10 protein-coding genes are annotated in these 12145 nt (G+C 72.5%); 6 read left to right on the forward strand and 4 right to left on the reverse strand.

Annotated features, from left to right (window positions below):
* Positions 1-29: 29 nt before the first annotated feature.
* From BKE41_RS12210 to BKE41_RS12230, 6 genes are all read left to right on the forward strand, one after another.
* On the forward strand, positions 30-1703 hold the full coding sequence (locus tag BKE41_RS12210; protein ID WP_012319159.1) for a methyl-accepting chemotaxis protein: 1674 nt from the start codon (positions 30-32) through the stop codon (positions 1701-1703).
* Between the two features lie 73 nt (positions 1704-1776).
* Positions 1777-2736: an Hpt domain-containing protein gene (locus tag BKE41_RS32120; protein ID WP_245295971.1), complete on the forward strand. Its 960-nt coding sequence runs from the start codon at positions 1777-1779 to the stop codon at positions 2734-2736.
* Positions 2709-4022, forward strand: a complete 1314-nt coding sequence (locus tag BKE41_RS32125; protein WP_245295953.1) for a response regulator — start codon at positions 2709-2711, stop codon at positions 4020-4022. The genes BKE41_RS32120 and BKE41_RS32125 overlap by 28 nt, the downstream gene beginning before the upstream one ends.
* Positions 4019-5086: a chemotaxis-specific protein-glutamate methyltransferase CheB gene (gene cheB / locus BKE41_RS12220; RefSeq protein ID WP_070999472.1), complete on the forward strand. Its 1068-nt coding sequence runs from the start codon at positions 4019-4021 to the stop codon at positions 5084-5086. The genes BKE41_RS32125 and cheB overlap by 4 nt, the downstream gene beginning before the upstream one ends.
* The gene (locus tag BKE41_RS12225; RefSeq protein WP_012319162.1) at positions 5083-6801 is read left to right on the forward strand and encodes a response regulator; all 1719 of its coding nucleotides are present in this window, start codon (positions 5083-5085) and stop codon (positions 6799-6801) included. Before cheB ends, BKE41_RS12225 begins: the two co-directional genes overlap by 4 nt.
* Positions 6798-8684 carry a response regulator gene (locus BKE41_RS12230; RefSeq protein ID WP_063111703.1) on the forward strand — a complete coding sequence of 629 codons (1887 nt, stop codon included), beginning with the start codon at positions 6798-6800 and terminating at the stop codon, positions 8682-8684. The genes BKE41_RS12225 and BKE41_RS12230 overlap by 4 nt, the downstream gene beginning before the upstream one ends.
* Positions 8685-9104: 420 nt before the next feature.
* On the opposite strand, the gene rplQ is transcribed toward BKE41_RS12230, so the two are convergent.
* From rplQ to rpsK, 4 genes are all read right to left on the reverse strand, one after another.
* Positions 9105-9515, reverse strand: coding sequence for a 50S ribosomal protein L17 (gene rplQ / locus BKE41_RS12235; protein WP_012319164.1), 411 nt, complete (start codon positions 9513-9515; stop codon positions 9105-9107).
* A gap of 197 nt (positions 9516-9712) precedes the next feature.
* Positions 9713-10732, reverse strand: coding sequence for a DNA-directed RNA polymerase subunit alpha (locus BKE41_RS12240; RefSeq protein ID WP_010686165.1), 1020 nt, complete (start codon positions 10730-10732; stop codon positions 9713-9715).
* 108 nt (positions 10733-10840) lie between these two features.
* A complete protein-coding gene (locus BKE41_RS12245; protein ID WP_070999473.1) occupies positions 10841-11713 on the reverse strand; it encodes an MBL fold metallo-hydrolase in 873 nt (290 codons plus the stop codon).
* A 34-nt stretch (positions 11714-11747) separates the two neighbouring features.
* Positions 11748-12137 carry a 30S ribosomal protein S11 gene (rpsK, locus tag BKE41_RS12250; protein WP_010686167.1) on the reverse strand — a complete coding sequence of 130 codons (390 nt, stop codon included), beginning with the start codon at positions 12135-12137 and terminating at the stop codon, positions 11748-11750.
* Positions 12138-12145 lie beyond the last annotated feature (8 nt).

The raw sequence follows: 12145 nt of genomic DNA on the forward strand, positions 1-12145 counted from the left end.
GCCTGCCACAACCGGAGCCATCCCCGCCCGTGTCGCTCTCGATCGGAAAACGCATCCTTCTCGGCTTCTTCGCCGTCACGGTGGTTGTGGTGGCGCTCGGCCTCTACGCCCTGGAGCAGATCGGCGCGGTGCGCGACACGACCGACGCGATCGTCCGGCGGGACATGACGATCCTGCGCCAGCTCGACGATCTCGGGAACGAGGCGCGCGACCTCGGGCTCCTGCGCCGCACCGCCGTGATCGCGATGCTGATGCAGGCCCAGGGGCGCACGACGCAGGGCGGTGACACCCTGGCGGCCTGGCGCCAGACCGCGGCCCAGGTCGAGAACCGCCTCGCCACGACGATCCAGCTCGCCGCCCAGTATCGGACGCAGGTCGTGTCCGCCGAGCGCGTCGCGGCCTGGGACCGCATCGCCGCGGCGGCGACCGCGGTCCAGGGCTCGTTCCGCGAGGTCAAGGCGCAGGGCGAGGCGCAGTTCGCCGCCATCGCCCAGCAGGACGTCGCGGCGGTCGAGGCCCGCAATGCGGAGATCACCCGCCTGCAGGCGCCCTTCCTCGAGGGGATCAAGAACCTGCGGACCCAGCTCGACGGCGGCATGGCGCTGGGACAGCGCGCCGCGCAGGAGGTCTACGACCGCTCGCGCCTCTCGATCTACCTGACGCTAGCCGCCGCGGTGCTGCTGGCGACCCTGATCACGTGGCTGATCAGCCGCGCCGTGGTGCGGCCCCTCGAGACGGTCATGGCCTTCGTCGCCCGCGTCGGTGAGGGAGACCTCTCCGGCCAGCTCGCGGCGGGCGGGCGCGACGAGATCGGCCGTCTGAGTACGACGCTGAACACGATGGTCGCGGGGCTGTCGGACCTGGCGCGGACGAACCGCGCGGCGACGGCGGACCTGAACGCGGCGGCGGCGGAGATCCGGGCCTCGGCGCAGGAGCAGGCCGCCTCGGTCGAGCAGCAGTTCGCCGCGGTCCAGGAGACGGCCGCCACGGTCGACGAGATCACCCACTCGGGCGCGCAGATCTCCAAGCGCGCCACGGAGGTGATCGCCACCGCCCAGGCGACCGCGCAGACCTCGCGCCAGGGCCTGCGCGCGGTGTCGGACACCGCCAAGGCCATGGACGCGATCCGCGAGCAGGCGGAAGCCGTGGCGGGCAACATCGTCAGCCTGTCGGAGAAGACCCAGACGATCGGCGACATCATCGAGACGGTCAACGACATCTCGGAGCGCACGCACCTGCTGGCGCTCAACGCCGCCATCGAGGCGGCCGCGGCCGGCGAGAGCGGGCGCAGCTTCGCGGTGGTGGCCGCGGAGATGAAGCTCCTGGCCGACCAGGCCAAGGCGGCGACCGGTCAGGTGCGGGCGATCCTGGGCGAGATCCAGCGGGGCATCAACACGTCGGTGATGCTGACCGAGGAGGCGGTCAAGCGCGCGGCGGCGGGCAAGACGCGCTCGGACACGACGCAGCGCACGATCGAGGAGATCACCGCGCGGGTGGAGGAGAACGTGCAGACGTTCCAGCAGATCGTGGCCTCGACCAACCAGCAGCAGCTGGGCATCGAGCAGGTGATGGGGGCGTTGCAGAACATCCGCCAGGCCAGCCAGCAGACGGCCGCCGGCACCCGGCAGGTCGAGGCCGCGTCCGCCAACCTCACCGAACTCGCCCAGGCCCTCATGGCCCTGGCCGAACGCTACCGGCACTGAGGCGGGCACCCCGTTGGCCGAGGATATCCGCAAGCTCCTGCTCGCCGCCTTCGACGTCGAGCACCGGGAGCACGTGGCGGCGATCCGCGGGGCGCTCGGCAGCGCCACGCCGGACTGGAACGACGTCTTCCGCCGCGCCCACAGCCTGAAGGGAGCCTCCCGCGCCGTCGACCTTCCGGCAGTCGAGGCGGTGGCCCACCGTCTCGAGACTCTGTTCGAGGGCGTGCGGACCGGCGCCACCGCCCTCGATCGCGAGGCGGCCAACGCCGTCCACCTCGCCCTCGACCGGATCGAGTCGTACGTCGCCGGCCTCACCGATGGCGCCGGTCCGGACATGCCGTCCGACGCCCTGGCGGCCCTCGGCCGTGTCCTCCGGCTCCCGGGCGAGGCGCAGCCGGCGCCCTCGCCAGCTCCATCACCCGCTCCACCGCCAGCACCACAGGCCGCTCCGTCGCCGGATCCGACGCCGAGCCCGGCACCGCGTCCGCCCGCCGCGCCGTCATCCCCGCCGGCCGCGACCGCACCGCCGGCGCCGGCCGCCCCCGCGCCGAAGCCCGGCCCCGAGCCGGCGGAGGCTTCCGCGGCGATCCTGCGGGTGCCGGCCGACGCCGTCGAGGCGCTGGCCCGGGCGAGCCACGATCTCGCCAGCACCCTGGCGGGCCAGGCGCCCGCGGCCGACGGGCTCGCCCGGCTCGCCCGCCTCGCCGCGACCTGCGCGTCGGCGCCGAGGCGCTCGCGGCCGGGGCCGGCGCGGAGCGGCCCGAGTGGCGCGCCCTCGCGGCGCGCGCGGGCGCCTTCGCCCGGGAGGCCGCGGACCTGTCGCGGCGCCAGGCCTCCGCGACGAGCGCGGTCGAGGGTGCCGCGACCCGCGTCCGCGCCGCGGCCGAGCGCCTCGCCCTGGTCCCGGCCGAGACCGTCCTGGCCCCCCTCGCCCGGTCGCTGCGCGAGACCGCCCGGGAGCAGGGCCGCGAGGTCGATCTCGACCTGCGGGGCCTCGATCTGCCGGTGGAGCGCGGCACGCTGCAGGCCCTGAAGGATCCGCTGCTCCACGCCCTGCGCAACGCCCTCAGCCACGGCTGGCAGGCGCCGGAGGTGCGGCGCGCGGCCGGCAAGCCGGAGGCCCTGGGCCTCGGCCTGGAGGTCGCGGTGCGCGGCTCCCGCCTCCAGGTCACCGTGTTCGACGACGGGCCCGGCCCGGACCTTGCCCGGATCGAGGCGGCGGCCCGCGAGCGCGGCCTCCTCGCCCCCGGTTCCGCCGCGGAACCCGACACCCTGCTGCGCCTCGTGTTCGAGCCCGGCTTCTCCACCGCCGAGGCGGTCGACACCCTGTCGGGGCGCGGCTACGGCCTCTCGGTGGCCGCCGACGCCGCCCGCCAGCTCATGGGCAGCGTCCGCCTGGAGCCGCGCGACCCGGCCGGCACCGCCCTGATCTTCAGCCTGCCGCTCTCGGCGGCCCGGCGCAGCCTGCTGCTGGTCGAGGCGGCCGGGCGCAGCTACGCGCTCCCCGGGGGCGCCGTGGAGCGCCTCCTGCGCCTGAAGCGCGGCGAGCTGCCCGTCGCCATGGGCCGGACGATCGTCCGCCTCGGCGACGGGGAGGCCGCGACGAGCCACCCGGTGACGGATCTCGCCGCGATCCTCGGACAGGTCGCCGATCCGGCCGATCCCGGCACGCTGACCGCCGTGGTGCTGCGGACCGGCGGCGGCCGTCTGGCCCTGGCGGTCGACCGCCTGCACGACGTCCGCCCGTTCCTGGTCCTGCCCGCGCCGGATTTCGGCGCCGATCCGGGGCTGATCGCCGGCACGGCGGTGCTGCACGGGGACGTGCCGGTGCTCGTCCTCGACCCCGAGGGGCTCGCGGCGCGCGCCCAGGCCGGAATCTCGGGCAGTTCGCTCGGAACGATGGCGCCGGCTCCACGTTCGACGACTCACGCCACGCCGGGCGCGTCCGCGCGCGCCACGATCCTGGTCGTCGACGATTCGATCACCACCCGGACTTTGGAGAAGGGAATCTTGGAAGCCGCCGGCTACCGCGTGGTCGTGTGCGTCGACGGGCAGGACGCCCTCGACCGGCTGCGCGCCGAGATCGAGCCTGTGAATCTGGTTCTCGCCGACGTGGAGATGCCGCGCCTCGACGGGTTCGGCCTCCTGAAGGCCCTGCGGGCCGACGAGCGCTTCGCCCGGCTGCCGACGATCCTGATGACCTCCCGCGGGGACGCCGCCGACGTCGCCCGGGGCCTGGATCTCGGCGCCGACGCCTACCTGACCAAGCAGAAGTTCGACCAGCGCCAGCTGCTGGATACGATCGGGCAGCTCCTATGACCCCCGTCCGCGTGATGCTCGTGGAGGACAGTCTCGTGGTGCGCGAGCTGCTGCGCCACATCGTCTCCCGCGACCCCCGCCTCGAGCTCGTGGCCGCGGTCGCCTCCGGCGAGGAGGCCCTCGACAAGCTCCGGACCGTGCGACCGGACGTGATCTCGATGGATATCCGCCTGCCCGGCATCGACGGCCTGGAGACGACCCGCCGGATCATGGCCGAGCTTCCGACCCCGATCGTCGTGGTGGCGGATTCGGTCGAGGATTCCTCCCTGCGCATCTCGATGAACGCGCTCCGGGCCGGGGCCCTGTCGGTGGTCGAGAAGCCCGTGGCCACGACCCATGCCGGCTACGAGGGTGTGGCCGGCGAGATCTGCACGCAGCTGCGGATCATGGCCCAGGTTCCGGTCATCCGCCGCCGCCCGATCGGCACCGAGTGGGCCGGCCGCGGCGCCGCCGCGCCCCAGGCGCCGCCGGCCGAACTGCCCGGGCAGGCCCCGAGCCTCCTGGGCATCGCCGCCTCCACAGGCGGTCCGCCGGCGCTGGCGCGGGTGATCGGCGCGTTGCCCAAGGACTTCCTGCTGCCGGTCCTGGTCGTCCAGCACATGGGCGCGGCCTTCATGGACGGGTTCGCCAGCTGGCTCGACAGCGTCGTGACCCTGCCGGTCTCCCTCGCCCAGGACGGCGAGCGCGCCGAACCCGGCCGGGTCTACGTGGCACCGGGCGACCGCCACCTGGAGATCGGCTCCGGCCGGATCCTGCGGGTGATCAATTCCGCGCCGGTCTCGGGCCAGCGCCCGGCCGCCACCGTGCTGTTCCGGTCCATGGCCCGGCAATCCGGAGCGTCCGGCATCGGCGTGCTGCTCACCGGCATGGGCGAGGACGGGGCCGTCGGGCTCGCCGACATGCAGAAGGCCGGCGCCCAGACCGTGGCCGAGCACGAGAGCACCGCCGTCGTCTACGGCATGCCGGCGGCGGCCGTGCGTCTGGGGGCCGCCCGGGCCGTCCTGCCCCTCGACCGCGTCGCCGACCACGTCCTGCGCCTCGTGGATGCGGGGGCGCGGCCGTGAGCGAGGCCGGCACGTCCGAGGTGCCGGCCCGGATCCTGCTGGTCGAGGATTCGGAGACGCAGGCCCTGGAACTGCGCCTGCTGCTGGAGGCGCACGGCTTCGCGGTGGAGCGCTGCGCCTCCGCCGAGACCGCCCTCGATCATCTCAACCGCAGCCAGCCCGACCTCGTGGTGGCCGATTACCACCTGCCGGGCATGAACGGCGACGAGCTGATCCGGCAGATGCGCCTGTCCCTGCGCACCCGGGCCCTGCCCGTCCTGATGCTGACCGGCGGCAGCGGCGGCGAGCGCCAGGGCCTGGAGAGCGGCGCCGACGCCTACCTGCCGAAATCCGCCGACCGCGACCTGATGATCCTGCGCATCCGCGCCCTGCTGCGCGAGCGCCGCCCGACGACCGACGGCGAGGGGCCGGGCGCGGCCGCCTTCCGGCGGGGGCGCGTCCTGGTGATCGACGGCAGCGCCACCTACCGGACCTTCCTGGCCGGCGTGATGGGCCAGGACGGACACCATGTGGCGAGCGTCGACGGGCCGGAGGCGGCGCTGGCCGCCCTGGACGCGGCGGCCGGCGACGAGGCCTTCGACTGCGTGACGGTCGATCTCCTGGGCCACGCCTATGACGGCCTCGCCCTGTGCCGGGCGATCAGCCAGCGGCGCTCCGGCCAGGCGGCCGGCGCGGGCTTCCACCTCGTCGGCATCGCCGGCAGCGATCCGGCCAAGGACTTCCTCGTGGAGGCCTACGCGGCCGGCGCCGACGACGTTGTCTCGAAGACCGACGCCGAGGTGCTGGCGCTGCGGGTCCGCGGCTTCGTGCGGCGGCGCCTCCTGGAGGAGGATGACCGGCGCATCGCCGGCCAGTTCGGCGAGCGCGAGCGGGCTGTGGAGCGCGCCCGCGCCGAGGCCGAAGCGGCCGAGGCCCGGGCGCGCCTCGCCGACGCCCTGGAACGGGCCAATCGCGACCTCGCCGACGCCAACCGCCAGCTCACCGAGGCCCAGTCCAAGCTCGTCCAGGCCGCCAAGATGGCCTCGCTGGGCGAGCTGGTGGCCGGGATCGCCCACGAGATCAACAATCCCCTGGCCTTCATCCTGGCCCACCAGGGCACGGTCGAGCGCCTGCTCGGCGAGTTGCCGGACGCCGCCCCGGAGGCGGCCGCACGCGCCATCGACAAGGCCCGGCAGCGGGTCGGCTCGATGCGGATGGGGCTGACCCGGATCCAGGATCTCGTGCTGAACCTGCGGAAGTTCTCGCGCCTCGACGAGGGCGAGCGCGCCCTGGTCAACGTGCCGGAGGCGATCGAGACGGTCCTCGCGCTGATCCAGCACAAGCTCGGCGAGCGCATCGCCGTGGAGCGCAGCTTCGCGGGGCGTGCCGAGATCCACTGCACCCCGGCGCTGCTCAACCAGGTGGTGATGAACATCCTGGGCAACGCCGCCGACGCCATGCCGCAGGGCGGCACGATCCGGATCACGACGCAGTCGAACCCCGAACTCGACGAGATTCGCATCAGCGATACCGGTCCCGGCATTCCAGATACGCTGCGCGAGAAGATCTTCGAGCCGTTCTTCACGACGAAACCGGTCGGATCCGGTACGGGCCTGGGTCTTGCGATTGCCTACAGCGTCGTTCAAGCGCATAGCGGCTCGCTCACCGTGGAGACGGCCCCGGGTGGGGGAGCCTGCTTCGTGATCGGGATTCCGCGGCAGGCGGCCAGTGCATGAGTGACGGTACGGCAGGTGTAGGGACGATCCTGGCCGTCGACGACGAGCCGGACATCCTGATCGCCCTGGAGGACCTGTTCGAGGAGTCCTACCGGGTTCTGACGACCTCGCGCCCGGCCGAGGCGCTGGAGATCCTGCGCGCCGAGCCCGACATCGCCGTCGTGCTCTCGGACCAGCGGATGCCGGGCCTCACGGGCGACGCGCTCCTCGCCGAGGCCCGCACCTTCCACGACGCGCAGGCGATCCTGCTGACCGGCTACGCCGACATCACCGCGGTGATCGCCGCCCTCAACCGGGGCGGCATCGTCGGCTACGTCACCAAGCCCTGGGATGCCGGATTGCTCCGCTCCACCGTCCGGCAGGCCTTCGAGCGCCACCGCCTCGGCCGGGACCTCGCCACCGAGCGGGCGCTCCTGCGCGGACTCCTCGACCACGCCCAGGACGCGATCAGCTTCAAGGACGCGGCGGGCCGCTTCGTGCGGCTGAACGGCCGCAAGGCCGCCCTCCTGGGCCACGACGTCGCCGCCAGCCTCGGGCGGCGCGAGGACGAACTTCTTGGACCGAAGGCCGAGGCCGTGACGGCGGCGGACGCGGCGGCGGTCCGGTCCGGCGCGGTGGCCGAGAGCCTCATCAGCGACGGCCCGACCGGCGCCGAGCAGTGGAGCCACGTGACGCGGGTGCCGATCCGCGACGCGAGCGGGGCGATCAGTCACCTCGCGATGATCGAGCGCGACGTGACCGAGCAGCGGACCCTGGAGGCGCGCCTGCGCCAGTCGGACAAGATGCAGGCGCTGGGCACCCTCGCGGGTGGCATCGCGCACGACTTCAACAACCTGCTGACCGCGATCCTCGGCAGCCTCGAGCTCGCCGGCCCGAAGGTCGCCGACCAGCCGCGGGTCCAGCGCCTGATCGAGAACGCCCGCGGCGCCGCCGAGCGCGGGGCGTCCCTGACCAAGCGTCTCTTGAGCTTCAGCCGCGCCCACGACCTCCAGGCGCGCCCCGTCGACGTGAACACCCTGATCACCGGCATGAGCGACCTGTTCGGCCGGAGCCTCGGCGGCCTCGTCACGGTCCGGACCGACCTCGAGGACGGTCTGCCGGCGGTCCAGGTCGATCCGGACCAGCTCGAGCTCGCCGTGCTCAACCTGTGCATCAACGCCCGGGACGCGATGCCGGACGGGGGCGCGATCACGGTGGCGACGCGCCGGCTCGCCATCAGCGGCGATCCCGAGATCGCCGACGGTCCCTATCTCGGCATCAGCGTCACCGACGAGGGCACCGGCATTCCGGAGGAGATCCTGCGCCGGGTCTGCGAGCCGTTCTTCACCACCAAGGCTGTCGGCCAGGGTACGGGGCTCGGCCTCGCCATGGTGTTCGGCCTCGCGCAGCAATCCAAGGGGCGGCTGGTGATCGACAGCGTGGTCGGTCGTGGCACCCGCGTCGAACTCGCCCTCCCCTTCGCCGATCAGGCGCCCGAGCAGGCCGCGGAGGCTTCCGGTGCCGTCCCGGTCGCCGGACGGCGCGCCCGCGTCCTGATCGTCGACGACGATCCGCAGGTCCGCCACGTGACCGCCTCGTTCCTCACCGCCTTCGGCCACAGCACCACGGAGGCCGGCGACGGCGAGGCCGCCCTCCGTCTCCTCCAGGACGGCCGCTACGACATCGTCGTGGCCGACCTGGCCATGCCCGGCATGAGCGGCATCGACCTGGCCGCCGAGATCCGCGACCGGGATCCGGGCCTGCCGGTCCTGATCCTCACCGGCCATGCCGAGGCGATGCAGATCCCCGACGACCTGCCGGTCCTCACGAAGCCGTTCCGCTCCGCCGATCTCGCCGCTCGGGTCGCGACGCTGCTCGACGGCGGGGCCGAGCCCGCCACCTGACGGGGGGCTTGCAACCAATCGATTGCCGGCTCATTCTCTCTCCGTGGGGCTCGCAGGCCCCCGGGTTACGAAGAGGAGGTGGACCATGAGCAATCACGGCATCTTCCCGCGCCGCAGGCGTGACAACGACCTGGACCAGGACGGTCCACCGGACGAGTCCCGGCAGGGATAGGGGTTTTCGGAGCGCGGCGCGGTCGAGTTCCCGGCCTGTCTGAGACGGGCCGCCAGGGCGAGCTCCCGCGACCATCCGAGACGTGGACCCTGCTACAGACCCGTCGGCGCGAGCCGGCGGGTTTTTTCATGCGCCCTCGATCGCTCCACGCCGGCTGCGAGACCGAGCGCGCCGAAACGCGAGAAGCCGCCCCGGAGGATCCGGGACGGCTTCTCAGGGACCGGGAGCGTCGGGACGCCCGGTGCCGATCAGGCGGCGTCGGCGACCTGGCTCGGACCGGAATCCTTGCCACGGGCGTCGACGTCGCGGTCGACGAACTCGATCACCGCGAGCGGGGCGTTGTCGCCCTGACGGAAGCCCGCCTTCATGATCCGGCAGTAGCCGCCCGGCCGGCCCTTGTAGCGCGGCCCGAGCACGGTGAAGAGCTTCTTGACCATGTCGGCGTCGCGCAGCTGCGCCATGGCGAGGCGGCGGGTGTGCACGCTGTCGATGCGGCCCAGCGTGATCAGCTTCTCGACGACCGGACGCAGGTCCTTCGCCTTCGGCAGGGTGGTGATGATCTGCTCGTGCTTGATCAGCGCGGCGGACATGTTGGCGAACATCGCCTTGCGATGCTCGGCGGTGCGGTTGAAACGGCGGCCGCGATAGGCGTGACGCATGGTGCTGGCTTCCTTCTGGTCTCGGCCGCCGTGCCACGGTACGGCCGGGTGCCCCGTTGAGGCTGTTGCTCTCCGCTTGACCCCGCGGCGGGATTTTGCGGGACTTCGCGTCGGCTCGGCGAGGTCCCGGGTCTCGATCGGCCCTACGAGCGGCGCCGCCTAGCGCCGCCCAGTTCGGCCCGAGGCGGCTGCGCCTCTCAGTAGTGTTCTTCGAAGCGCTTGGCGAGATCCTCGATGTTCTCCGGCGGCCAGCCGGGGATGTCCATACCGAGGTGCAGGCCCATGCCGGCGAGCACTTCCTTGATCTCGTTGAGCGACTTGCGGCCGAAGTTCGGGGTCCGCAGCATCTCGCCCTCGGACTTCTGGATCAGGTCGCCGATGTAGACGATGTTGTCGTTCTTCAGGCAGTTCGCCGAGCGGACCGACAGCTCCAGCTCGTCGACCTTCTTGAGCAGCGCAGGGTTGAAGGGCAGCTGCGGCGCGAGCGGCGCGGCCTCTTCCTTGCGCGGATCCTCGAAGTTCACGAAGACCTGCAGCTGGTCCTGGATGATGCGCGCGGCGTAGGCCAGGGCATCCTCCGGCGAGACCGCGCCGTTGGTCTCGACCGTCATGGTCAGCTTGTCCTTGTCGAGATCCTGGCCCTCGCGGGTGGTCTCGACGCGGTAGCTGACCTTGGTGACCGGCGAGAACAGCGAATCCACCGGGATCAGGCCGATCGGCGCGTCCTCGGGGCGGTTGCGCTCGGCCGGGACGTAGCCCTTGCCGGTGGCGACCGTGAACTCCATGCGGATCTCGGCGCCGTCGTCGAGCGTGCAGATCACGAGGTCGGGGTTCAGGATCTGGATGTCGCCGACCGTGCCGATGTCACCGGCGGTGACGAGGCCCGGGCCGGTCTTGCGCAGGGTCATGCGCTTGGGCGCGTCGGTCTGCGAGCGGATCGCGATGGTCTTGATGTTGAGGACGATGTCGGTGACGTCCTCGCGCACGCCCGGGATCGACGAGAACTCGTGCAGCACGCCGTCGATCTGCACCGAGGTCACGGCCGCGCCCTGGAGCGACGACAGGAGCACGCGGCGCAGGGCGTTGCCCAGCGTCGTGCCGAAGCCGCGCTCGAGCGGCTCGGCGACGACCGTGGCGACCCGCTTGGGGTCGTCGCCGGTCGTGACCTGCAGCTTGTTCGGCTTGATCAGTTCCTGCCAATTCTTCTGAATGACCACGATCCTACCTCTCGTCCTTGCCCGGGATCCGCGACGCCCGTCCCCGCGCTTCGGCCGCTCGGTGCCGCCCCCTGGCGCCCCGAACGGTCCCTGAATGTCTGTCCGCCGTTACTCGCCGCCGACCCACAGCACCGGCACGAAGCTGTAGCCAGCCCCGTCCCGGTCCACGTAGCCGAGCGCCGGGAATTCGAGGTGGCCGCCGGCGATGAGCGTCCGCTCGCTGGCCACCTCGTCCAGGATCCGCTTGCGCGTCTCCCGGGCCTGGTCGCCGTCGACGTCGAAGCCGACGCCGGCCTCCGGGTTCTTGAACTGGATCGCCGGCAGGTGCACCACGTCGGTCCACATCATCAGCGACTGTCCACCGGAGACGATGCGGAAACCGCAATGGCCCGGCGTGTGTCCGGGCAGATGGACCGCCGTGATCCCCGGGAGGACCTCGCCGCCGCGGTGCTCGCGCACCTTGCCGGCGTAGGGCGCCAGGGACTTCCGGGCGCCCTCGAAATAGGGCTTCGCGGCCTCGGGCGCCTGGGCCAGGGCCGCGTCGGGAAGCCAGTGCGCCGCCTCGTCGGCGTGCAGCACGATCTCGGCGTTCGGGTAACGCGCCGCGCCGTCCTTCACGAGACCGCCGACATGGTCGGGGTGCAGGTGGCTGACGAGCACCGTGCCGATCTCCTCCGGCATCACGCCGGTGACCGCGAGCGCCGCGCCGGCCCGGCCGAGGGTCGGCGCCGGCGCGAGGTCGCCGTAGCCCGTGTCGATCAGGGTCGGCTTGAGGCCGGGACCCGTGATCAGGAAGGCGTTCAGCGTGATCTTGGGCTGCTCGGTGCGGAAACCCGCCACCTGGAGCCGCCCGGCCTCCTCCTTGGAGATGCCCGTGACGAGATCGAGGCTGGCCTGGAACCAGCCGTCGTTGAGCGCGGTGACCGTGAGGTCGCCGAGTTTCCAACGCAGCACGCCCGGAAGCGGCTTCGATCCCGTCATGAGCTTCTCCGTCAAAGGGCTTCGCAGGCTCGGATCAGACGCGGCGGCGCTTGCGCGGCCGGCAGCCGTTGTGCGGGATCGAGGTGACGTCGCGGATCGAGGTCACCGTGAAGCCCGCCGCCTGGAGGGCGCGGAGCGCGGACTCACGGCCCGAACCCGGACCCGACACCTCGACCTCGAGGGTGCGCATGCCGTGCTCGGCGGCCTTGCGGCCGGCATCCTCGGCGGCGACCTGGGCGGCGTACGGGGTCGACTTGCGCGAACCCTTGAAGCCCATCGCGCCGGCCGACGACCACGAGATCGTGTTGCCCTGCGCGTCCGTGATGGTGATCATCGTGTTGTTGAACGAGGCGTTCACGTGGGCGACGCCCGACACGATGTTCTTGCGCTCGCGGCGGCGGACGCGTTGCGGTTCCTTGGCCATTCTCGTCT

Origin of the sequence: Methylobacterium sp. C1, from assembly GCF_001854385.1 — a bacterium.
Lineage (GTDB): Bacteria > Pseudomonadota > Alphaproteobacteria > Rhizobiales > Beijerinckiaceae > Methylobacterium > Methylobacterium radiotolerans.

Bases quoted from the DNA above. Each gene is read 5' to 3' on its own strand.
- rpsK (WP_010686167.1), bottom strand. From the start codon at position 12,137: ATGGCCAAGGAACCGCAACGCGTCCGCCGCCGCGAGCGCAAGAACATC.
- cheB (WP_070999472.1), top strand. From the start codon at position 4,019: ATGACCCCCGTCCGCGTGATGCTCGTGGAGGACAGTCTCGTGGTGCGC.
- BKE41_RS12230 (WP_063111703.1), top strand. From the start codon at position 6,798: ATGAGTGACGGTACGGCAGGTGTAGGGACGATCCTGGCCGTCGACGAC.
- rplQ (WP_012319164.1), bottom strand. From the start codon at position 9,515: ATGCGTCACGCCTATCGCGGCCGCCGTTTCAACCGCACCGCCGAGCAT.
- BKE41_RS12245 (WP_070999473.1), bottom strand. From the start codon at position 11,713: ATGACGGGATCGAAGCCGCTTCCGGGCGTGCTGCGTTGGAAACTCGGC.